General features: G+C 63.0%; 14 protein-coding genes, 1 tRNA gene and 1 pseudogene. 14 read left to right on the forward strand and 2 right to left on the reverse strand.

Annotated elements, in window-relative coordinates:
* Window positions 1–149: 149 nt before the first annotated feature.
* On the reverse strand, window positions 150–1259 hold the full coding sequence (locus AC0L2C_RS15525) for a hypothetical protein (RefSeq protein ID WP_473523753.1): 1110 nt from the start codon (window positions 1257–1259) through the stop codon (window positions 150–152).
* 483 nt (window positions 1260–1742) lie between these two features.
* Between AC0L2C_RS15525 and AC0L2C_RS15530 the strand changes: the two genes are divergently transcribed.
* Together AC0L2C_RS15530 and AC0L2C_RS15535 are read left to right on the forward strand one after the other, a co-directional pair.
* Window positions 1743–2630 carry a D-alanyl-D-alanine carboxypeptidase family protein gene (locus AC0L2C_RS15530; protein ID WP_473523754.1) on the forward strand — a complete coding sequence of 296 codons (888 nt, stop codon included), beginning with the start codon at window positions 1743–1745 and terminating at the stop codon, window positions 2628–2630.
* A gap of 221 nt (window positions 2631–2851) precedes the next feature.
* Window positions 2852–2928: transfer RNA gene (locus AC0L2C_RS15535), tRNA-Arg, on the forward strand.
* A 7-nt stretch (window positions 2929–2935) separates the two neighbouring features.
* Here the strand turns inward: AC0L2C_RS15535 and AC0L2C_RS15540 are convergent.
* Window positions 2936–3574 carry a tRNA-dihydrouridine synthase gene (locus AC0L2C_RS15540; protein ID WP_473523755.1) on the reverse strand — a complete coding sequence of 213 codons (639 nt, stop codon included), beginning with the start codon at window positions 3572–3574 and terminating at the stop codon, window positions 2936–2938.
* A 2-nt stretch (window positions 3575–3576) separates the two neighbouring features.
* Here AC0L2C_RS15540 and AC0L2C_RS15545 point away from each other — a divergent pair.
* The 12 genes and pseudogenes from AC0L2C_RS15545 to AC0L2C_RS15600 all read left to right on the forward strand — a co-directional run.
* Window positions 3577–3762 (forward strand): annotated as a pseudogene (locus tag AC0L2C_RS15545) (tyrosine-type recombinase/integrase); the annotation flags it as partial.
* A gap of 148 nt (window positions 3763–3910) precedes the next feature.
* Window positions 3911–5344, forward strand: a complete 1434-nt coding sequence (gene dgt, locus AC0L2C_RS15550) for a dGTP triphosphohydrolase (RefSeq protein WP_473523756.1) — start codon at window positions 3911–3913, stop codon at window positions 5342–5344.
* A complete protein-coding gene (locus AC0L2C_RS15555; RefSeq protein ID WP_473523757.1) occupies window positions 5344–6141 on the forward strand; it encodes a hypothetical protein in 798 nt (265 codons plus the stop codon). The genes dgt and AC0L2C_RS15555 overlap by 1 nt, the downstream gene beginning before the upstream one ends.
* A 606-nt stretch (window positions 6142–6747) precedes the next feature.
* A complete protein-coding gene (locus AC0L2C_RS15560) occupies window positions 6748–7227 on the forward strand; it encodes a hypothetical protein (protein ID WP_473523758.1) in 480 nt (159 codons plus the stop codon).
* Window positions 7218–8474 (forward strand): DGQHR domain-containing protein, encoded by a 1257-nt coding sequence (locus tag AC0L2C_RS15565; RefSeq protein ID WP_473523759.1) that lies wholly within the window; start codon window positions 7218–7220, stop codon window positions 8472–8474. The genes AC0L2C_RS15560 and AC0L2C_RS15565 overlap by 10 nt, the downstream gene beginning before the upstream one ends.
* Window positions 8475–8488: 14 nt before the next feature.
* Window positions 8489–9709 (forward strand): HNH endonuclease domain-containing protein, encoded by a 1221-nt coding sequence (locus AC0L2C_RS15570; protein ID WP_473523760.1) that lies wholly within the window; start codon window positions 8489–8491, stop codon window positions 9707–9709.
* Window positions 9706–10656 carry a DUF4007 family protein gene (locus AC0L2C_RS15575; RefSeq protein ID WP_473523761.1) on the forward strand — a complete coding sequence of 317 codons (951 nt, stop codon included), beginning with the start codon at window positions 9706–9708 and terminating at the stop codon, window positions 10654–10656. Before AC0L2C_RS15570 ends, AC0L2C_RS15575 begins: the two co-directional genes overlap by 4 nt.
* Window positions 10649–14113, forward strand: coding sequence for a hypothetical protein (locus tag AC0L2C_RS15580; protein ID WP_473523762.1), 3465 nt, complete (start codon window positions 10649–10651; stop codon window positions 14111–14113). Before AC0L2C_RS15575 ends, AC0L2C_RS15580 begins: the two co-directional genes overlap by 8 nt.
* A complete protein-coding gene (locus AC0L2C_RS15585; protein WP_473523763.1) occupies window positions 14110–14928 on the forward strand; it encodes a phosphoadenosine phosphosulfate reductase domain-containing protein in 819 nt (272 codons plus the stop codon). The genes AC0L2C_RS15580 and AC0L2C_RS15585 overlap by 4 nt, the downstream gene beginning before the upstream one ends.
* Complete coding sequence (locus AC0L2C_RS15590; protein WP_473523764.1) at window positions 14925–16784, forward strand: hypothetical protein; 1860 nt, start codon at window positions 14925–14927, stop codon at window positions 16782–16784. Before AC0L2C_RS15585 ends, AC0L2C_RS15590 begins: the two co-directional genes overlap by 4 nt.
* Before the next feature lie 71 nt (window positions 16785–16855).
* Window positions 16856–18349 (forward strand): hypothetical protein, encoded by a 1494-nt coding sequence (locus AC0L2C_RS15595; protein WP_473523765.1) that lies wholly within the window; start codon window positions 16856–16858, stop codon window positions 18347–18349.
* A 1-nt stretch (window position 18350) separates the two neighbouring features.
* Window positions 18351–23588, forward strand: coding sequence for an FtsK/SpoIIIE domain-containing protein (locus tag AC0L2C_RS15600; protein WP_473523766.1), 5238 nt, complete (start codon window positions 18351–18353; stop codon window positions 23586–23588).
* The last annotated feature ends 2 nt before the right edge of the window (window positions 23589–23590 follow it).

Raw genomic sequence — 23590 nt, forward strand, 5'->3', positions numbered from 1 at the left:
CCCCGCACGCCCCCCCCCGGGTGTTCGTGTTCGTCCCCCCTACTAAGCCTTTTTTATTTGGGGGGGGGGGGGGGGGGGGGCCCCCCGCGCCAACGCTCGCAATAGGAGGGCTAACTCCAACCGGAAGCGCCGCCCACGACACAGCCCAATCAGGAGGGCACGGATCGGCCGATGCGCAGGAAATCGCCGTCGAAAGGCACTTGCCGCGTCGTACCGTCTGCCGCCGCAAGGCGCATGTGCCCCTGAGCGGTTATGATGTCGCGCGGCGGCTCGCCGCCGGTTTCTTGAGGCAAGGCGCCGATGACGTGGCGGAACGAGACGTTGCCGCCTTCGCCAAGGGCAAAGGCGGTTGCCACCCCTTCCCGCTTCAGCCAGTTGTCACCCAGCGACTCGGCGTGGCCGAGCGCGGTGCGGCCGTCCTCGATGCCGAGCACGCCGCGGTGGCGGCCGCTCCACGGCGCGTAGTCGCGCCCGCCATTGCTGATCCACAGCATGGTGACCGGCAGTTCGGCCGGGTTCTTCAGCACCACAACCAGATCGGCTTCCGCTTTTCGCGCCAGCGCGGTCCAGCCCGGCCCGCCATGGTCGGCCTCGACCAGCGTGACGAAATCCTCTCGGCTGTGGTCGATGCGATAGTCGGTCAGGTCGAGCCTGCCGCCATCGGCGGCGGGAAAATGCGTTAGGTCTGCAGAGCGCGCCGGATAAGCGAGCAGAAAACGGCCGCGGGCCGGATCGGGCTCGAGCGGGTCGTCCGGCGTCGCCGCAAACCGCTTCGGCGAAAAGGCCAGCCTGCCGCCGTCCGTCATCACCGTCATCGGATGATGGGCGACGGAGATGCCGCCGGAACCGCCGGAAAAGACATGCTCCTGGTAGAGAAACGGATGGCCGTCGCGCAGGGTCAGGATCTTGTCGAACGTGGCGCCCATGACCTTGTGCCGCAACCTGAAAAAGGCGCGCCAGCCATCGCCAGTCGCCGCGGAGGCGACGACATCCCAGCGGCTGTTGGCCGGCCAGCCGTGCAAGGGCGCCTCCTCGACATCGCTGCGCGAAAACGGCGCGCATAAAAAATCGCCGGACAGGCGAACAGTGCCCTCGGGCAGGTCTGGCGGCAGCATCTGTCGCGGCTCGTCGATCCACGGCGCGCGATGCAGCGGTTTTAGCCGGCGGCCGTCGCTATCGACCGTCATGTCGGCGAGATGGCCGACGGTGAGATCGACCGTTACCGAAATGCCCTTTGCCTTGATCGTCAGCGTATCCATGGAGCACCTGCTGATTCTGCCGGCGCCAGCAAACCCGCTCGGTGGCGGTTGCGCAAGCTGGGTGGAGGGCTTTGCATGTCAGAGACGCATTTGCCCGGTGATGTACCCCTAGCCTCGAGGCTTTCGCGCTACGATGTACCCCCACCCCTAACCCCTCCCCACAAGGGGGAGGGAGACTTCCGTTGGCGCTGACCTCGGCAAATTGCCTGCCTTCCGGCGCGCCCAAGGGAAAGTAAAGGCGCGCGGCAGCATTCCCTCCCCCTTGTGGGGGGTTAGGGTGGGGGTCCATCGTAAGGAAAGCCTCGGCCCCTCTCCCCGTCACTATACGGGGAGAGGATGCCGGCAGGCAGGTGAGGGGCGGCGCCAACGCCGGGGTGAATTCAAACCCGAAGCGATTGCCGTGAACACCGGCATTAACCAAATGGACGGCGCCATTGGGTTAGGCTAGTTTCCCACTCGTTTCAGCAACAGCTTACCTTCAGAATGTCCAAACCGCGCCTCTTTCCGCTCCTCCAAAGATTTGTCGCGGCGTTTGCGCTGCTGGTGCTCGTTGCCGGCTGCGCGACGACGCCGACGGAGACCATGCTGGCGGTGCCGGCGCCGGCGCAGAAATATGCGGCTGTTGTCATCGACGGCAGCAGCGGCAGGACGCTGTTCGAGGCCAACTCGACGGCGCCGCGCTATCCGGCGTCGCTGACCAAGATGATGACGCTCTACCTGCTGTTCGAGGCGCTGGATCAGGGCCGCGTCAGCAAGACGACGCTGATCCCGGTCTCGGCCAACGCCGCCAGGCAGCCGCCGACCAAGCTGCGCTTCCGGCGCGGCGAGACGATCGACGTCGATTCGGCGATCCGGGCGATCACCGTCAAATCGGCCAATGACGTGGCGGTCGCCGTCGCCGAATATCTCGGCGGCAGCGAAGACGCGTTCGCCGCGATGATGACCGCCAAAGCGCGCCAGATCGGCATGCGCAGCACCGTCTTCCGCAACGCCTCGGGCCTGCCGGACGGCGGCCAGCAGACGACGGCGCGCGACATGGCGGTGCTCGGCATGGCGCTGCGCGCCCGCTTCCCGCAGCATTTCCACTATTTTTCGGAAAGCGACTTCATGTTCCGGGGCAGGCTGGTGCGCGGCCACAACGACATGCTCGGCCGCGTCCGCGGCGTCAACGGCATCAAGACAGGCTACATCAGAGCCTCCGGCTTCAACATCGTCACCTCCTACGATGCCGACGGCCGCCGGCTCATCCTGGTGGTGATGGGCGCCGACAGCGCGCGCCAGCGCAACGACCACGTCGAAGCGCTGATCCAGCGCAACCTGTCGCCGGCGTCGAACACGACGACAAGGTTGTTGTATGCCGGGGAGCAGTGAGGGGCGGGCGAGAAAAGGCCTGGCTGTTCGAATGATGCACGCCGTGAGCCTGCGAGGCCGCGCAGCGCCCGGATACGGCACGGACCCCATATGAGATAGCCCGGAGGCGCCGGGACAACTTTACGGCGCCTTGCCCGTTGAAGCCTGCGCCTGCTTCCGCTAAGAAGCCGTGGCTGGCCGGTTCACCGGCTGCTTCGTTTTCCGGATCGTCGATCCTGAAAGCACCCGTAGCTCAGCTGGATAGAGCGCTGCCCTCCGAAGGCAGAGGTCACAGGTTCGAATCCTGTCGGGTGCGCCACTTAAACTCAAAGACATGGCTGGATCCAAACGACTCCGTAGGGTAAAAAAAACTCACCAGAACTTGGAGGGCTGCCTCGTGTTTTTGCGGGTTTTTGGCGCGGTCCACATTCTCTAGTCAAATACCTTTGAGTCAAATACCTTTGCCAGATCCGCTCACTGGCCGCTCGGTCGCAGCCTTCATCGCCCCGACGCTGGCAGCGATCAGTTCGGGCCCCGCGCATCAGGCAGACGCCAACGGTTTCCGATAGTGCTCGGTTTGTGGGACAGCCTACATTCAGGTTTACCTCGTCATAGCCGAACGCGCCCCGGCCGCGCGTCCTCTGCGAGCTTCGCAGGCTCCGACCCGCCGAGCTGCAGTCCAACGGGGTGCCGAGCGAGAATCTCATAAGCCGCCCGCGATCGCCATGGACACCGCGTCCGCTGCCACCAGTTCGGCCTAGAGCAGCGCCCGGCGCGTCAGCAGCCGATGGATAGCAGTATTGCCGATCCGTCCAGTCAATCATTGGCGCAACGGCAATTATATGTGCTTGATATTTAACGCTTTTTCTCGTATTTTCAAGACCCTTGGACGTGCACACGTTTTCGCGTTTTGTACCGCTCAGTGCACAGCGTGCACAAAAAAGCGACCACCCATTGGCATCCATAGTCAGCGGGGACAGCGTTCTGACGCGCGTGCCAAGAACTGGACATCGAGGATCTGCACTTCCATGACCTGCGTCACGAAGGCACGAGCCGCCTGTTCGAGGCCGGCTTCACCATCGAGCAGGTGGCAATGGTCCCCGGACACAAGGACTGGAAGATGCTCCGTCGCTATACGCATTTGAGACCGGAACAATACGATCGCACTCTGCTAGCGCGGAGCGCCGCCGAGCTCTGTAGGCCTTACCTTAACCAGCGCCGTGCTTTGATGTTCCGTGCTGCTCTGGTTGCCGAATCGGCATGTTTGTGCAAGAACGAAACGTAAACAGAGAGGATTGGCAGTGGTTAAACTGCAGTGGGAGAACCTGCTCAACTCCGAACGCCGGAAAGATCGTGCCAAGGGGCAGCCGCCAACGAGCTCCCAGCACGTCAAGACCGTCGAGCATCGGACCGAATTGGAACGCGACCACGACCGGATTCTGTTCTCGACGCCGGTGCGCCGTATGCAGGATAAGACCCAAGTTTTCCCGCTTGAAGCTCATGATAGCGTTCGGACGCGCCTGACCCATAGTCATGAGGTCGCCAATATGGCGCGGAGCTTCGGCACCGCACTCGTCTACGCCTACCCAGAAAAGATTCGGCTTCCAGAGGAATTGAAGGCTCCCCGAAACATCCCGGCGCTACTAGAGGCAATCGGATTGGCCCATGATCTCGGCAACCCACCTTTCGGTCACCAGGGCGAAGCAGCAATCCGGTCTTGGATGAGTAACAAGAGTGAGAAGGACCCCGAATTCTTCGCTGGCCTGAGCGCGGCACAGAAAGCGGACTTTCTTGAGTTCGAAGGCAACGCCCAGGCCTTCCGGCTGCTCACTCGCCTTCAGATTGTCAACGACGATTTCGGGCTTAACATGACCTACGCGTTTCTCGCGGCGCTAATGAAGTACCCAAGCCCGTCAGACCAAATTAACGAGAAGGTGCAGGCCCGCAAGAAATTCAACTTCTTTCAGTCCGAGGCGGAAATCGCCCGCGAAGTCTGGTCTGTCACCGGTCTCGCAGAGGGCGTTCGCCACCCGCTCACCTACATCATGGAAGCGTGCGACGATATCGCCTACTCGGTGGTCGACATCGAAGACGCCGCCAAAAAGGGCTTGGTCAATTTCGATAGCCTAATCAGCTATCTGGAGCACGCCGGTGCCGACAACAGGGTTGTCGCTGACGTGGTCGCGAAGGCAAAAGACCGGCACGAGGAGTTCCGGAAAGAGTCGCTCTCCGCGGCCGAACTCGACGACATCACCTTGCAAATGTGGCGCGTAACGACGATTGGTGTGATGGTGCCCTCTGCTACGGACGCATTCGTGGACAATTACGATGCGATCATGAGCGGGACATTCAAGGGCGAGCTGATGGGTGCGTCCAAGGCGGTGGACCTGTGGAAGTGCCTCAAAAAGTTCGCCAGGACCTACATCTACAACCATCGTAAGGTTCTGGAGGTGGAGCTGAAGGGGCACCAGACCATTCACAGCCTTATGGATATTTTCTGGAACGCGATTCAGGATCGCAGGGATGCAGATTCGATCGGCTCCAAGCGGCCGCCGCTTTCGAGCTACGTATACTCGCGGATCTCGGAGAACTATCGCCGTGTTGCCACCAACGATCGGAACAAGATGCCGCTTCGTTACCGTGAGTTGCAGCTGGCGACCGACATGATCTCCGGTATGACGGACACATTCGCCGTTTCCCTGCTCGGAGATCTTCGCAAGCGGGGAGCGGGCTGATGCACGCAGACGCCCACCTGCGGGACCTCGAACTTAGCTCAGGCATCGCCCGCTTCATCCGGGGACAGGATGGAGCCGATATCGGCCGTCTGGTTGACCTGCTGGGATCTGTGGGCGAGGTTGGGATCTTCGGCGGCATGCCACGTGATTTCGCTCGGGCCGGTGACAGCGCAGCCTTCAACTCCGATGTCGATGTTGTGGTGGACGGCCCGGCGGACGCACTCGATGACTTACTGCGGCCCATGGAGGCGGAGCTCAATCGATTTGGCGGCTATCGGCTGCGCTGCGGACGATTCGACTTCGACATCTGGGCCCTTGAGAAGACCTGGGCCGTGAGTACCGGCCATGTGGCTGTTCAGTCGCTAACCGACTTGGTCCAAACGACCTTCTTCGACTGCGATGCCGTCGTCTATCACTGCCGCACTGCTACCATCAGTCGGTCCAGCACGTTTTGGTCGAACCTCCATCGCGGCGTCGTCGACATAAACCTAGAGGCCAATCCGCATCAGGTCGGCGTGCTCGTCCGAACGCTTCGGGTGCTGTTCGAGTGGCAGCAGGATCTTTCGCCCAAGCTCGCGGAGTACCTGGTTGCTGGCTTGGCCGAGCACGGTGCTGCCGTCGTGCAACATGCCCTCGCCCAAGGTGGGCATTACCGCTTCACGCGCGAGATCGATCTAGAGGTCGCTTTGGGCGATCTACACTGCTGTGAGACTTCTCACGGGCTGCAGTTCAAGCATGTGATCAACCGGAAGCCACACAAGGTGACGCGAGACCGGTATTGTGGGCGAGAGGGGTAAACTCCCGTCGGAGGATGGCTAGTCCTCGTATCGTTCCTTCTCTTATCGCACAACAGTTCCCGTCCGCGAGTTGAGCGAGATGATGTTCATGTCTGGCTAGATCGAGAACACCTTGGATTGGTCGTCCACCGCCAACCCTCTTTGAAGCCGCCCGCTAAGCCTCCTGCTCTGCCGATCGGCGGCAACGTTGCTTCCTAAAGGACGACATGTCCGGCCGGAAAACGTCACCGACTGCACTACAAAGGATCGCTATCGAAAGTGTTTCGATCAAGTTCTTCAAACGTAAGCACTCCTTGGACAAGACCCCGAAGGAAGGCATGCCTTCGAACGCTGATTACTTTGCATTCATAAAGCCGACGGTCGAATAATATATTTGCTTTAGCAACAAGAGCGACTGGTGGACTTGCAGGTTTAAAGCGCATTGCTGTTGGCGTGGCAGAGAAACGGCGTCTTGCCGGTCGAGGACAAGGTAATGATCGTCGGACCGAAACGGTTCACCGCGCGACCTTTCATGATGCACCAGTCGCGATTCTAATCGCTCTTGCGCAAGCGTAGAACATCCTATTAACACATCACCGGCGGGCGTACGGTAGAGGGGGCGAATCGTTGGACGCATTTTTGGAGGAAATCGCGGCCGGTGAGCTGCGGATCATCCGGTGCGCGGTTTATCCCGGCCGTTGGGCGCAATTTTCGCAGGACCATGGGCTCAACTGGCAGGTGGTCCCGTTTCGCGCGGGCGGCGCAACAGGCGTGCCCGAGAGTTCAGGGCTCTACTGCTTCATCGTTGGCAACAGTCTGGGCGGCCTGCCGCAAGTCCTGTTTCCGCTATATGCCGGCGAGACCGAAAATCTGCGCAGCCGCTACATGCAATATTTGACCGAACGTACCAGCGAGCGCGGCCGCAAGCAGGTTCGAAAATTCCTGAACGTATTCTGGGGCGAAGCCGAGTTCTGCTTCGCCGAGCATGAGGCCGACAAGCCGCGATTGCGAGAGATCGAACGTGCGCTTAACGACAGTCTCCTACCTCCCTATTCGCTGCGCGATTTCAGCGCTGAAGTGAAAGCAAGCCGAAATGCATGGCAATGAGTAGCGCACTCTACCTTCCCGCCATCCAGGGCCAGTTCGGCAGCTGGTTTTATTATGCAGCGCTGATGCGGCTCGCCGATCTTCAGAAGCGGGTGCGCTATGCCCGTGAGATCCACAACAATCCCAAGCTGAGCGAGATGATCCAGCGCAGCCTCGACGACAAGACGCGCGCCCAGGACATTTCGGACTATCTGATCAAGACCCAGGACCGGTTCTTCAACTCACTCGTGGTGGGTGTCCATGGCGGCCACCCCCAATGGCACCCCTTCGACGTGGAGGTGCGCAATGACGCGCATCGCCTGTCAGATATCGACGACAAGGATCGCGAAGCGCTGGGCTATCTCGAGTTCAACGGAAAGGAAAATCTCTTCGCGCTGGACGGCCAGCACCGGCTGGCGGGCATCAGGCGCGCGCTCGAGAAGAACGCCGAGATCGGCGATGATCGCGTGTCGGTCCTGTTCGTGGCGCACCAGACCGATGCCAAGGGGCTGCGGCGAACCCGCAGTCTGTTCGTGGCGATCAACAAGAAAGCGGTCCCGGTATCGAAGCGCGACATCATAGCGCTCGACGAGGTCGATCTGGCCGCAATCCTCACCCGGCGGTTCGTAGATGAGCAGGTACTCTTCAATCGAGGTCAAATCGACATCGACCGTTTCACGCCGAGCATTCCCGCCCAGGCGCCCGCGCTGACCACGATCGGTCACTTTTACGATCTCATTAAGCTGGCGCTCGGCGACATCGGCGCAAGACGTGGCAACGACGAACTGAAGCGCGCCACGCGCGTCCGCCTGCCCGACCGCATAATCAACCGCTATGCGGACGAAGTCCTCGATTATCTCGAGCGGCTGATCGCGCTCGACCCCGAGCTCAACTCCGCGATGCGCAGCAAGACATTCGGGGAGCTGATACCGGTGGGACGCGCCGCGCCGAAGCATCGGCTGATGTTTCGCCCGGTTGGCCTCACGATCATGATGCGACTGGTCGCCTCTCTGCAGAAAGAGCATACGCTCGCCGCTGCCTTCAAGCTCGTCAAGAAGGTTCCGCTTGAGCTGACCAAAGCGCCGTTCAAGGGCGTGATCTGGGACGATCGCCGCAACCGGATGAATACCGCCAACACCTCACTCGCCCTCGCACTTCTCCAATATATGCTCGGGGAGCGAATGGCCGATACGAAGCTGCGCGAGCGCCTCGCCGTGGCGCAAGGCGTACCCGGCGGCAGCGTCCGCTTGCCTACGCGGTTCAACTGATGAGAGAGGCAACGGTGGACCTGATCGTCGCCGAAATCCCACTATCCAGCCCGCTCTCCGCTCCCAGGCTACGAGCGCGTGAGCTCGGGGCCGTGTTTAGCGACACAATCTCCTCGTACAAATTCTTCTGGCTGCTCGCGATCGTCGATCTGCTGCCGGAATTCGATCGGCCATTGCCTGCGGCCCGGCTGGTGCAGGCAATGGTCATCCGCGCGTGGGCGGCGGTGGCACTCTTCCGCCTATCGCTCGGCAAGGTCGATCGCCTGCAGGACTGCGTGCGCGCTCTCCAGGCAAGCTCGGACTTGCCGGCGCGAACCTCGGCCGCGAGGCTATCCCGGGCGCTCGACGCTTGGCCGGCGCTCCCCGACTGGGTCGATGAGCTTGCCCGCTTCGTGCCCGGCCGCTTCCTCGGCAGCTGGTTTCCCCAGGCGGCCCGCGCGACTCCATACGACCGGCGCGGCTCGCGCGAGCTCGTGGCAGTGTCGGATTGTGCCTTTGGCCAAGCCGATAGCGGTCCCTATCGGCTGATCGAAACGCGCGATGCGGTGCTGGTGGAACTCGCGCCGGGCTGGCGCGATTGGCTCGGGGCGAACCGCGCGCTCGTGCTTGGCTTCGCCGAGCAGCAACTCACCCGGTACCTTCAGGCGCGCAACCCCAATGTTCCTGGCATCGTCAACAAGCTCGAGCTGCCACGCCGTCGCTCGCTTGGCCTGGCCCGGGCGTGGTGGGCCGAGATCATCGCTCAGGCTGGCGAGCCGGCAATAGCGGACATCTTCAACGGCGAGACGCTCGATGAGCGATTCGAAGTCGATCATTTCCTGCCCTGGTCGTTCGTGGTTCATGACGAATTCTGGAATCTGGCCCCAATCGTGCCGGCCGTGAACCGCAACAAGTCCGATCATCTCCCGGCGCTTGACCTGTATCTACCGCGGCTCGCCGCGCTACATGCCGGCGTTCTCCGCCGCCCCGGCGTTCCACGCGGCCTAGCCCAGGCCTATGCCGAATTTCTCGGCGTCGATCCGTCGCAACTGATCGGGCTTACCCCGCAATGGATCGAGGATCGCTATCACCAGCTGGTCCGCCCCCTAGCACAAATCGCCGCGAATCAAGGGTTTCCGACAGACTGGCGCAGTGTTGCCGAGACCGGTGATGCACAGGAATTTGCTACCGAGGGTGGTGGTCAGGCTATAGGCCTGCTAGGGTCACCGGGGCGTGAGGTGAAGGGTAAAAGGTGAACAAGGTTCCAGCGGACTCGCAGACGTACCGGTTTGGCGGGCACCAAAGCTTCGCGCTCCGGACCGCTTGGCTGCCCAAGGCCGCGCAAGCCATCCAGGAGGGCGACGATGTCTTCAGTGATCCGTTGCGCGGCGTAGTTCGGCTTGGCCTCGGCAAGAACATGGTCGAATCGCTGCGGATCTGGGTCGAGGCTTATGGCATTGCCGCCCGAAAGGACGGCAAGTGGGCGCTCACACCGCTCGGCGAGGCGTTGCTCGGCGCCGGCGGCTATGACCGGTTCCTCGAGGACGAGCAGACGCTATGGCTGCTCCACTGGAACATCGCCACGCTACGCGAAAATCCGTTCTTCGCCTGGGAGTTACTGATCAACCGCTGGAGCGAGCGGTTCTTCACCACGTCTGAGGTCATGACCGCGTTCGCGCGCGAAGCCGAGCGAGCTGTCCGCCCGCTGTCAAGTGTCAGCGCTCGGCAGCATTTCGACGTTTGGCTGCACACCTATTTGCGCGGTCGCAACGGCCGCGGCGAGGAAGGGATTGATAGTCCCTTGTCGTCGCTCGGGCTGGTGGCGCGCGCTGGCGATCGCGAGACCGCGCAGGGTCGCCGCGAACCGGTCTTCGCCTTCGATCTCGATCCCAAGCCAATGATCAGCGACGCCCTGTTCGCCTATTGTCTGCACGCCTGGTGGAGCAATGCCTTCGAATTCGAAGAGACCGTTTCGCTTTCCTCAATCGCTTTTGGCCATGGCGCACCGGGTCGCGTTTTCCGCATGCCCGAAGATGAGGTGCTGGCGCGCGTGATGCGGCTTGCCGCTGGCCGCGGCGCCCGAATCGAGCTCATTGAGAGCTTCAACCAATTTATGTTGCGCCGCCCCGCGTGCCCGGCCGCGACGCAACTGCTTCGCGATCTGTTCCGCCAGCAGCCCGCTGCGGAGTTGATCGATGCTTGATGCCGGGAACCGCACGCCGAATCCTCGCTTCGACGCCCTGCTGCAGGTGCGCCCGCACCATCTGCGCTCGGTGCAAATCGAGCGCGATTTCGCCGACCCTCACGCCAGCCTCTATTACGTGGTAACACCGTTCATCCGCGCCACCGCGCAGCGGCTGGCTGCCGGTTTTCGCAGTGGCTCGACGGAACGCGCCTGGCGTCTGACCGGCGACTATGGCTCGGGCAAATCGAGCTTCGCGCTGGCGCTCGCGCGGCTTGGGCTCGCCGAGAAGAAGCTCCTGCCCCAAGAATTGCAGGAGTATAGCGCCAAGAGGCGGCTCGAGCCTGTGCTCGTGGTGGGCGAGCGCGAGCCGGTAGGCCAAAGCGTCCTGCGCGCTTTGCGTACCACGGCCAAGCGGTGCTTTGCGCGCATCCCGCGCGCGCTTGACACCACGCTCAATATGACACCCGAGCCGCCGCACGTGGTGGCGGCGCTGGACGCGTTGCGCGCGGCGCTTATCGCGGACGACAAGGCGGCTGGCCTGCTCGTTATCCTCGATGAACTTGGCAAGAATCTGGAATTCGCCGCGACCCAGAATGAGGCCGACGATATCTATCTCCTGCAGCATCTGGCCGAACTCGCGGCGCGCAGCGGCGATCAGCCGGTGATGGTGGTGGCGATCGTACACCAGGCGATCGCAGGCTATGCGAGTCAGCTTACCAGCGCGCATCGCCGCGAATGGGAGAAGGTGGCGGGCCGCTACGAGGAAGTCGTGTTCTCGCCGCCGCTCGAGCAGGCCGCAACGTTGATCGCCGCCGCGCTCGACGTGGATGTCAACGCCTGCTCTGCGCCGCTGGTGCGTGCCGCCGAGCGCACAATGGCGAGTGCGCTCGACCAGAATTGGTATGGCAGCGGCGTCAGCCGGGCCGCGATGGTCGACCTCGCGCCGGCATTGCTTCCGCTCGATGCGACCGTACTCCCCGTGATCAGCCGCGCAATGCGCCGCTTCGGCCAGAATGAGCGGTCTCTGTTCAGCTTTCTCTCCTCCACTGAACCCTTCGGACTGATGGCGCATGCCCAGCGGCCGGTAGACGGGTTCAGACCGTATCGGCTGCACGACTTCTTCGACTATCTCACCGCCAATTTCGCCGGCCTGCTCGGCTCGGGCGCCCATGCCACGCGCTGGAACCAGATCCGGGAGATATTCCGCTCGGCCGAGACGCGAGCAGCGGACGAGGAGGCCGTGCTCAAGACGGTGGCACTCCTCAACCTCATCGACGACCCCTCGCTCCCGCCCACGCGCGAGGCCGTGCTCCTCGCCGTGGCCGGGGTGGACAAGCGTGCGAACGACCGCGCCAAGGCGGCGATCACACGGCTCTCGCACGAAGCCCGCATCCTCTATGACCGCGGTGCCGCCGGCGCTTTGTGCCTATGGCCGCACACCAGTGTTGATCTCGACCAGGCCTTCGCTGCAGCCGAGCGGGCGATCGGTCCGATCGACAAGACGTTCGACCATTTAAAGCGACTTGTGCGCACCGACCCGATCGTCGCGCGGCGCCATTATGTCGAGCGGGGCGTGCTTCGGCATTTCGAGCTCATCTGCCTCGACAGCGGTCGCTTCGAGCAGGAGGTCCAAACCGCAATCGAACCGGACACTCATGCTCCGGACGGGCGGGTTGTGCTGCTGCTCTCCACCACCGAGCAGGCGCGCGAGGACGCCTGGAACCGGCTTGCGCATTGCACGCTTCCCGAGACGACCGTCGTAGGTCTGCCGCGCCCCACCGCAGGTCTCGACCCGCTGCTGCGCGATGTGCTCGCCTGGCGCTGGGTGCGCGATCATGTCCCGGCGCTGGCCGGCGACCGCATCGCACGCACTGAGGTCTCGCGGCAGCTGGCACTTGCCGAGGAACGTCTCACCCGCACGCTCGGCGGCCTGCTCGATGTGCGCGGCAGTGCTGCGGTCGGCATTCGCTGGCGCGATCGCGATGGTGAGCGTCAGTTCGCCTCGTCGCGTAGCTTTGTCTCGTATCTCTCCGATCTGTGCGATCGCGCCTTTTCGCTGTGCCCACGGGTCAGCAATGAGCTCATCAATCGCCGGACCTTGAGCACGGCTGCTGCGCGCGCGCGCAGCCTGCTCATCGAAGCGCTCGCCACCAACGCCGATCAGCCCGGCCTCGGCCTATCGAGTCAGAACACCCCACCCGAGCGCGCGATCTATCTGTCCGTGCTGCAGAAGGGCGGCATCCATGTGCAGCGCCAAGGCCGGTGGGAAGTCCGCATCCCGGAAGGGGGTGAGGACCGGCTGAATTTCGCGCCGGCGCTCAACGCGATCGCGCGTATTCTCAAGGCCGTGGACAAGCCGGTGGGCTATGAAGTGCTGGCAACCCGCCTGCGCGGCGCGGATTTCGGTATGCGCGACGGGCTTATCCCGCTGGTGATCGCGATCTATCTGCGCGCGAGCTGGCACGAGACCGCGGTCTATGAGGACGGCACATATCTCGAGCAGGTGGGCGGCCCCGAATTTACCCGCATCACCAAAGAGCCCGAGCATTTCGAGTTTCAGCATTGTGCTATCGAAGGGGTGCGGGCCGAGCTTTATGTCCAGCTGGGCGCAGCGCTCGAGACCCGGCTGAGCGAACGCCCAGCGTTACTCGACATCGTTCGGCCGCTGATGACCTTTGTCGGCAAACAGCTCCCTGACCATTCGCGCCGGACCCGCCGTTTGTCTCCCGCTACGCTTGCTGCGCGCGGCGCGCTGCTCAGCGGACGCGACCCCAGCGCCCTACTGTTCACTGACCTTCCCAAGGCGTTCGATATCGAGGCGATTGGCCCGGAGACGCTTCCTGGAAGCGAAGCGGTGGCCCGCTATGTGAAAGCGATGGCCGGGGCGATCCGCGAGCTGCGCGACGCCTATCCACGCCTTCTCAATCGCCTCGCCGCGGCGATCGGCGCGGCGCTTGAGACCGACGAGGACCTTCCAAAACTGCGCCCGCCGGTCCTCTTGCGCGGGCGCGCGCTCGTTCCCGCGCTGGTGGAGCCTGAATTGCGCGCATTCGTGCTGCGGCTCGCCGATGAAAAGCTCGACGACACCGCTTGGCTCGAGTCGATCGCCAGCTTTGTGGCTCGTAAGCCGGCCGAACGCTGGACCGACAGCGACGAAGAGGAGTTTCACCAGCGGCTCGCCTTCTTCACCCGGCGCTTCCGTCAGGTGGAGACGATTCACTTCCCGGGACAGGGCGATGACGACAGCGCCTATCGGATCGCGGTGACGTGCGCTGATGGCCGTCAGATCGAGCGGATCTTCCGCACCACTGCCGAGCAGGAAGCCGCCATCAAGCGCGCCGAGACTGAGCTCGCGCCGCTGCTGGAGCGCACCGGCAGGATCGGACGGATTGCGGCCGCGCGATTGCTTCTGGCCGCCGCTGACGACGAAGACGCCGACGTAGAGACTTCATCAAAGGCAGGATCGACATCGTGATCAATTGGAACGACCCCTCAGTTCGCCATATCCTGAGCCTTTCGGGCGGCAAGGACAGCACTGCGCTCGCCATCCACCTGCGCGACCGCGTGCCGAACATGGAATATATTTTCCATGATACGGGCAAGGAACTGCCCGACACGGTCGCCTATATTGAGCGGCTCGAATCCTATCTCGGGCAGCGTGTGATCCGCACCACCACGCGTCAGGGATTCGACGACATTCTGCGCACCAAGGGGGGCGTGCTTCCCTCCGGGCGGCGGCGCTGGTGCACCGACTACCTCAAGCTCAAGCCGTTCGAAGCCTATATCGGCGACGAACCCTGCATCAACTATGTCGGCATTCGCGCCGACGAGGAACGGGTAGGCTATATCAGCCACAAGCCCAATATCCGCGCGGTTTTTCCGTTCCGCGACGACGGGATCGACTATGCTGGCGTTGTGCGCATCCTGACCAATTCCGGGCTTGGCATGCCGCCCTATACCGAGTGGGGTCGGACCCGCTCGGGCTGCTTCTTCTGCTTTTATCAGCAGAAGATCGAATGGGTGCGCCTGAAGCAGCATTATCCTGAGCTGTTCGAAGAGGCCAAGGCCTATGAGAAGCCCAACCGCGTGAACGGCCAGGTCTTCTATTGGACCGACGAGCCGCTCGATCAGCTCGAGCGCCCCGAGCGCATGGCGGCGATCGAAGAGAATTGGGAACGGAGCCAGGAGCGCAAGCGCGCGCGGCGCACCCAGCGACCACTTGTCGACGTGCTCGGTGGCCTGGAAACCGAGGCCACGCCGCGTGACGGCTGCATGATTTGCCAGCTGTGAGCGGTTCACCGCAGGGGCATGCCACGCCGGGTGAGCGCTGGATCTCGTTTCTGCGCAGCTATGGTCCGATCAACAAGATCGACGGCATGTATGCCGAAACCGTAGCGCGGCAGGCGCAGGCGCATGGCGTAGCCCCGCTCGCCTTCGAGCATCCCGAGGCGGAGGCGCTCGCAAAAGCGATCGCACCGGCAGAGGGGCGGCTCACCAACATCATCCTGACCGGAACCGCGGGCGATGGAAAAACAAGCCTGTGTAGCGAGCTGTGGCACCGGCTGACCGGCGACGAGAGCCGTAAGGCCGGGCGGGATCGCAGCAATTACGGCAAGGTTGCGCTCGAGACGCCGGATGGCGAGCGTACGCTTCACTTCATCTTTGAGTTTAGCGGCTTCACGCCTGAACAGCGCCGGCCCTGGATGCCCGAGCAGATTGACTTACTCAACCGCTTCGCGCGGTCGGTGTTCGATCCTGAACCGCGCGAATACTTCGTTCTCGCCGCTAATGACGGCAAACTCGTCCAGGCGTTCGATTCGCTGCCGGATAGCGCCGACACGCGGGTCAAGCCGCTCATCGAGACGCTGCTAACACGCGACCACCGCAGCCAGGCGGGCGCGGAGTTGCTGTTTCTCAACCTGAGCCGCATGTCGACGCGCGAGCTGTTGGAGCGCGCACTCGATTGCCTACTCGGCCGCGCGGAATGGGCGTGCTTCGACGACGAGGCCAGCGATCCCGCGTTTAGCCCGGCTTCGCCCCTCACTAGGAACTTTCAGCTACTCCATGAGCCGCGCATTCGCGAACGGCTGCAGGCGCTTGGCGAGTTGTGCGACAGCAATGGCTTTCACGTCTCCATCCGCGAGGTCCTGCTGCTCCTTGTCAACGGCTTGCTTGGCTATAAAGGCGGCGACGGGGTGGCACGCCCCGATGCGCTTCGCGACATGGTGCGCGACGGCCGGCACCATGATGCGTGTCTCTACGACAACCTGCTCGGCGCCAATCTGACCGAAGCGAGGCGCGAGCGCTTCGCGGTCTTTCGCTTCCTCACCGGGTTTCGCATCGGACTTGAGACCAGTAATGCACTCGATGCGCTTCTGGTTTTCGGACAGAATGACACCGACCTCCAGCCGCATCACCAACGACTGCTTGCCGACGACGCGCAATATGGCGTGAACCCGGGGTTCGAGCGGCTGCGCGAAGCCTATCTCGAAGCCGATGAGGATCGCGGCGCGGCCGATGAGTTCCATGCCGGGCTGATCGCAGAGCGCCGGCGGCTGTTCTTCCGACTGACCGAGGAGGATCCGAGTTTCGATCCCTGGCAGTTGAGTGTCTTCCATTCGGCCGGCGCCTATCGCAGCCAGCTTCTCGCTCCCTTGCGCGCGAGCCGTGCAGTCAATCCGGCGCTGCTCGCGCGGCTCGTTCAGGGGCTGAACCGTGTCTGGACCGGCATGCTCGCCGGCTCACTCGACAAGCTCTATCTCACCACCGGCCTCGACTTCACCACCGCGCGGGTGAGCGATCTCTATCTCAACGCCGTTCCGATCGAACTCGACTTCAACGGCTCGGGACTCAGCTTGGGCTTCGATCCGGATCGCCACGTCCCGGTGCTACACGTCCATCTGCGCCAGGATCACGACGCGACGCTGCCGCTCACGCTGATGCGATTCGAATTTCTGATGCGCGTGGCACACGGCGCCCTGCCCTCGAGCTTCTCGAAAGAATGCTATGAGGACATCATCTCCTTCAAGACCCGCGTCCTTACCGACTTCTACCGGATCAACCAGGGTCGTTCGGTGCTGTTGTCGATCCTGAGTACCGGCGCAGATGGCGCGTTCGCGACGCGGCAGCTTGGGATACGGCTATGAATTTCCTGGCGCAAGGCAATCGGGCCGAAGTTGCCACTGCATCGGGCGCGCCTGGACAAAGTACCGTCTGGGTGGAGGAAGCGCTGTTCGGCCATCGCTTGTGGCCTCGCCAGACGCCCTGGCTGCTGTTTCTCGAATTTTTGAACGTGGCGGAGGCCTTTCATCGCATGGACGCGGACGCCGCCTTTTCGCCGCGCGCGCCCGACACGCTCCACCCCTACAAGATGCGTTTCCGCTTGGGCTTGCGCGCCATCCTCTTCAGCAATGACGAGATGGAGCGGATCGCAGCGGCATCGGACGACAGCGACAGCCAGTGGCGCGAATGGCTCGAAACGATGCAGGGCCTTAGCGCGGGTACCGACTTCGGCTACCTTCGCGACCGCTTCAGCAGCTTTCGCGATTTCGCCGAACTAGTGGGTCTAGTGCGTCAGACCACGCTCGAGAACGAATCGAACCGCCGCAGCTCGTCGCGCTTCATCTTCCCGTTCGGCGTGGACGCGCTCTTCAGTGACGCCACCTACAATGAGAAGACCGGCGCGATCACAGCCGACTTCAACAATTTTGGCCGCACCGGCGAAATCCTTTACATGATGGCGAGCCGCGCCGAGCGCGGTGCCGAGCTCCGCGCGCCGTTCGCCGCGCTGTTCGATCTGGAGCAGCCCAAGAACCGGCTGATCGCCCGGCTTTCCGCACCCGGCGATGGTGATCCCAACCGCGACCAGAAAGGCGAGACCTATCTCCCCTACCGGCAACATCCCGCGTTCAATCGGTTGGCGGATGACTGGCTGGCGATCTTCGCGCTCGGCCTTCCCGCGCAGGACGCGTTTGCGCATCTCGTTCCGATCGGGGCGTTCCATGTCATCCTCTACCAGCTCGAGACCGCCGCGGCGCTGGCGGGCCGTGCCGTGCGGCCGCCGCTGGTATGCGAACTCATCGCGCTGAAGCGCGAATTCGTGCGCCAGCGCTCGATCGTCTCCTACCAGGACAATGACAGCCTGACATTGCGCGCGCTCGACGGAGCGATCGACAGGTTTGAGGAGGAACCGGAATGGATGGCGCTGCTGAGCGACGAGGTCTCCGATCAGGAACGTGCCGATCGCGCCGCGGACCTGATCGAAGCACGCTTCCATTATCGCGAGAAGGCCGGCCGCGGCACCGCGCCGCACGACCTCATCGCCAATCTGCGCCGCGAAGTGGAAGAGAAACACGAGGTGGGCGCCGGCCGGGTCCACAGCAGCTATGCGCGGCAAATCGGTCTTGCCTCGTCGCGCGGTACCAATCGCACACGCTACGCGCCCAATGATGCGCTGCTCAAGACGCTCGTCATTACCCGTGTTGCTCAGCGGCTCGAATTCAAACGTTTTCTTGCCGACCTCCACGAACATTATGGCCTCGTATTCGGTGAGACCGAAGCACGCGCCGCGCTAGACCCGGTGGAATTCGACGCCGCGGCGTTCGAACGCAACCGTGCTCGGCTCGAGGCGCGGCTCGCCAGTATGGGGCTGTTGCAGCGTCTGTCGGACGGCTGCGCCTATGTCGTAAATCCCTTCTCGGTGGAGCGCTAATGTGATCGATGGTTTGACCCTCATCGGCCGCGTGGGTCGCGACATCATCCGCACAGGAATCGATCGAGCGCTGCAGGATCGCGGCACTGCGCGCTACGTTCTCTACGGCATCGAGCCCAGCGAGATGGCGGCGATCGTCCTTGCCATACAGGAGGACAAGGGCCTTTGCCAGCGGCTCGACATTTGTCTCCCGGCTTATGCCTTTGCCGATATCAAGGACATCGCGCCCGAGCATCTCACCGAGATTAACACAACCGATCTGCGCCACGCCGAATGCGACAAGGAAGCGCGGCTGCTCGCGCTGCTTGATGAATCGCAGGCACAGTCTCTTTCGCAGGTGGAGCCGATCGACGCGGGCACCCTGCTTTCGCTCGACCATCTCGACCTCTGGTTTGGGCATAGCGGCGCAGCCGCCGAGATTCTCGACGACGATCGCGCGATACAATGGCGTGCCGCAATTAAAGCGCTGGTGGAGCTCGACCGCGTATCGATGCGCCAGCTGGCTGACTATCTCGTGGCCGTGGCGGCCAATCTCCGCGCCGGCACTCCCTTGCCTGCCGCGCTCGGCAGCGCGCTCCCCAAATTGCATCTTCCACGCTTCGACCAGCTGTTCGACGATATTTCGCCGGCGCGACGCGGCCATTATTCGCAGTGGCGCGCGCGCTTCGTCGCGCATTGGAAGCGCGATTGCTACGTTTACAAGCGCGACCAAAGCCAGACCCCTTTTTCCACCACGCGGCTGCGCGAAAAACTCGACGGCATGGCCTCGATCCTGCCCGGCGACGTCTATGCTGTGCTCGCTGCCTATATCGAGGCGCCGCCGGGCACCGGTCCTGCTTCCTTCGCTCCATTCGAACTCGACTGGCCCGATGTCCGGCTGTTCTTCGAGGAAGCGCAGCGTGCCGACGCCAAGTCGATCGGCACCGAGACCCGTGCCTTCTACAAACTCGCGCGTGAAGACCGGCTAACCCAAAACGAGTGGCGTTATCTTGACGAGCTCGCAGATGAGCGCGGGCGGAACCCCAGTAAGGATGAGCGCGACGAGGAATTCTACAGCGACCACATTGTCGAGATCCGTCAGGAGGCAAGGCTCGCTGCCTTATGGGATCGCTTCATTTTCGGCCCTGAAGTCCCCTGCACTGACATTGTCGAGGGGCTGCTCCAATGCGTGCGCCGGCTCTATCGCCCGGCCGCCCCCGGCCGGCAGACGCTCGTTGTTGAAGCAGTGGAGGACGAGAAGCGAGCTTTTCTTTCGCTCAATGAGGATATCTGTGCGATGTTCGCCGCCCGCTATCGCGGGCTCGAAGCTGCGCTCGAAGGCTTGGTGAGCTTTAAGCGCGTGCTCGCGTTTCGCCATGATAGTTTCGCCGAGGAGATCGCCGGCCGACGGCGTGGCGCGCAGAGCACCGCGCGCAAGGCCCGGCAGCTGCGTTTCAAAGTGCGCGTGGAGGAAGAGGGCAGCAGCGGCGCCTCAGTCCGGCTGGTATGGGAAGGATCGCTCGACGCGGTGGGTGTCGGCCTTGCGAGCGACCTCGAGCGCTTACAGGACAACAGGGCGCGCACTACGCTCGTGCGGTGCTCGGCCGGCTATCGGCATCGCGCCCGCGCCAGCCAAGTCGGGATCAATCTGCGCGACCTCTCGGGGCTCGACCCGGCTGCCCAACGCAATCGCGGATCGTTCGTGCCGGCGAGTTCGCGTTGTGAATCGCTTGCGCTGAACTGGCGCCGGGCGCTCGGCGAGGCGCGCAAAGCCGGTGTACTCGAGATGGATGCCGCCGACCAGCTCGCCAGCGCGTTCGACGCCTTTGAAAAGGCTTATGAAGGCGCGCTTGCCGACTGGACCTCTCTCGGCGTCAGGTCGCCGTCGCTGACTGATCAGGCGCAGGCCTATGGCGCGCTCATCGAAGCCGTTTGCGTGCGCCTTGCCAATCACCCGATCGTGGTGGAAGGCCTGCTTCGACCCTTGTTCGAGATCGGTGTGGCACCGATCCAGGGGATGACCAGCGCTCGCTCGTCGGTCATTTTATGCCCGTGGCATCCGTTGCGCCTCGAAGCGCTCCACGCTCAGCTCGCAAAGTTTCGCCGTGCGCTCGAGGCGCTGTTTGCTCCGCAGGCGCCTGAATTCGCCGACGGCGGCGCGCTGTTCTTCGAGGAGCTTTCGCGCAACCTGCGCAATCCCGCGCGCCCCGATCTCACCATGACCTGGCCGAGCGCGCAGCCCGTGCTCATCAGCGAGGTGGATGCGCTCCATGGCTATTCGCTGCTCGAACGCCCGGTTACGCGCGCCGGCGCCGATGCGCCGAGTAACGAGAATGTGCTCCCCACCGCGCGGCAGATTGCCGACCTCGCGCAGGTCTATCTCCAGCTCCAACCACACGAACGCGATAATCTGTCGATCGTGTTGTTCAATTGCGACGCCGCCGCCTTGCCCCAGGCGGTGGTAGATGCCGTTCGGAAGGATGCCGAGAAGGAAGGCGAAGAGGCGATGTGCCAAGTGGTATTGAGGCACACCGACGGTAAGCAGCTTCGCGCGCTGTACCAGCAGCTCGTCCACCGCGAACTCCAACAGGACGGACTGCACGCGAGCGAAGCAGCACGCGATTTCATGTCGCGTCTGCGCATCTCGATCCTCGTCAACGAACAACGCCCATCACAGACTAGCGATGGTCCGCCGTTTGATATCGTCTTCTGCCACGACGTGATCTCGCGCCAGGCCGAGCTCGGCTGGTCGGATGTGCCACGAATCGAACGACCTGCGATCGACATCGACCCAGCGCAATGGTCGCGGCGCAAGGCAATAGGGCGTTTCGACCGCGACGCGGTGCTGCATCTCACCTGCCCTGCGCAAACGCCGGCGGGCTGGAACTATCTCGATGGTCTGGCGGTGCTCGCCGACGCAGGGCTGGCGCTAGCCGCGCGCGAACGCGGCTTTTGCCGCGTGCCCGATCGGCGCACGGTGCTCCAGTCTGACGAAACCCGGCAAGTGCTCGACGAAACGCATCGGCTCGGTACGTGGGTCGTCAATTTCGATGACCTTCTCGATCGGCGCCAGCTTCTCAACAACGGTATCTCGGTCATCCGCTACAAGCATGCCGCCGGCAGCAATCGTTCGCTGATCATCTCGTCAAAGGCGTCCGATACGCTGCTACGCGCAACCTTGTGCAGCCGGCTGCGCAGTCTCGATGCCAGCTATGATACCGAGACCGTCGGCGTGCTTGCCGGCAGGCTGATCAATGACGCCAACTCCGTATCGGGCGATATCGTCCTGCGCGCGGCGCGGCGCGGGACGAGCGCGGGCGAGCTGATCGGCGTGGTCCTCAGCAAATACCTGGTGGACCAGGAGCTTGGCGACCGGCTGCGGGCATGGCTGTTCCTCGACGATTATGCGAGCTGGCTCGGCCAAGTAGAAGGCCGCATGGCCGATCTGCTGTGCCTCTCTCCCTGGACCGATATCGACGGCAACCGCTTCCTTGACGTAATTGTCACCGAGGCCAAGTTTGTCTCCACGACAAAGCTGCGCGACAAGGCCGATCACAGTCAGATCCAGCTCAAGGCTAGCTTGCGACGGTTCGAAAAAGCACTGTCGGCCGAAGGCGAGCCAGCCGACGCCGCGATCTGGCGAGCTCGGCTAGCTGAGATGCTGTTGGACGCGCAGCGGGACGGCACCAACCTTGATCCGAGCTGGCGCACCGCTATTCGCGACGGCCAATGCACGATCCGCGTGGCGGGCTACAGCCATGTTTTCAGCCACGGCTTTGGAGACGCCGAGATCGGCTCGGCCGACCACATGATAGGCGTAGAGGGCACGCAATCGGGCTATCAGGAGCGATTTGCGCCCGCCACGGTCCGCGAGATCGTGCGGACCTATGCCGAAAATCGAGATCCCACACCGCTCCGCCAGGAACTTGGAGCAATTTTGCTCGGCGAAACTCTCGAGCATCGGCCGCCGCCGCAGGCTGCGGCGGTTTCGCATCCCATCGCTAGCGAGCCAACTGAGACCGTCCCTCCATTCGGAAGCGCGCAGGCATCAGACGCCCCCGACCTGACCCCCATTCCGGGTTCCCCTCCTGGACAGGACGAGACCCAAGGATCGCAGCCCTTGCTTGGCTTCAAGGCATTGCTCACACTCTGGGCGCAGGACCGGCCGTCGCAGGAAAGCGATATGCTATGGCTCGACGATACGGCGCAGCGCTGCCGCGCAGCACTGCTGCGCTACGGCATGTCGGGCCGGCTCGAGCAGCAAGTGCTGACCCCCAACGCAGCGCTGCTACGGTTCCGAGGTTCGGACGATCTCACCGTGGCGAAGGTCGAGAACAAGCGCGAAGAGCTTGAGTCGACCCACGGCCTCGAGCTGATTGGCGTGCGGGCCGAACCGGGGTTCGTGGTTGTCTCGATCAAGCGACCGCATCGGATGACGCTCGGCCTGCCCGAGGTCTGGGCCGACTGGGAGACGCGCAGCGAGACTGCCAATGCAAAGCTTCTGATCGCGGTCAAGGAGGATGACGGCAGCCCGTTGTTTCTCGAGCCAGAGCCGGCGCCACATACGCTCGTGGCCGGCAGCACCGGCAGCGGCAAGTCAATCCTTGTCCAGAACATCATTCTCGGCATCGCTGCCACCAACCGCCCCGATCAATCCCGCATCATCCTGATCGATCCCAAAGCGGGCGTTGATTATTTCGCTTTCGAGGCGCTCCCCCACCTCGATGGACCGATCATCGATCAGGAAGGTGACGCGCTCACCCGGCTCGATGCGCTAGTGGTTGAAATGCAGCGCCGCTACTCGCTATTCAAGGAAGCGCGGGTCTCGAACATCGCCGCCTACAACAAGGTGGCAGGCGAGCCTTTGCCGCTCACCTGGCTGATCCACGACGAGTTCGCCGACTGGATGCAGCTCGACAACTACCGCGCGGGTGTCGAAGCGGCGGTCAATCGGCTCGGTGTTAAGGCGCGCGCAGCGGGTATCTATTTGATCTTCGCAGCTCAGCGCCCTGACGCCAGCGTCTTCCCAATGCAGCTGCGCAGTAACCTAGGAAACCGGCTGATCTTGCGCGTAGACAGCGCCGGCACCTCGGACCTCTCGCTCGGCATCAAGAACGGCGGCGCCGAGCGCTTGCTCGGTAAGGGCCATCTCGCCGCGATAATCGGCGGTGGAACCACCCCGATCTATGCCCAAGTCCCCTTTCTCGACACCGACCGACTTGAGCAGCTGGTAGCAGCGCTGCTCCGTGACTTAGGGTGACG

It is taken from the genome of Mesorhizobium sp. WSM4845 (genome assembly GCF_055811455.1).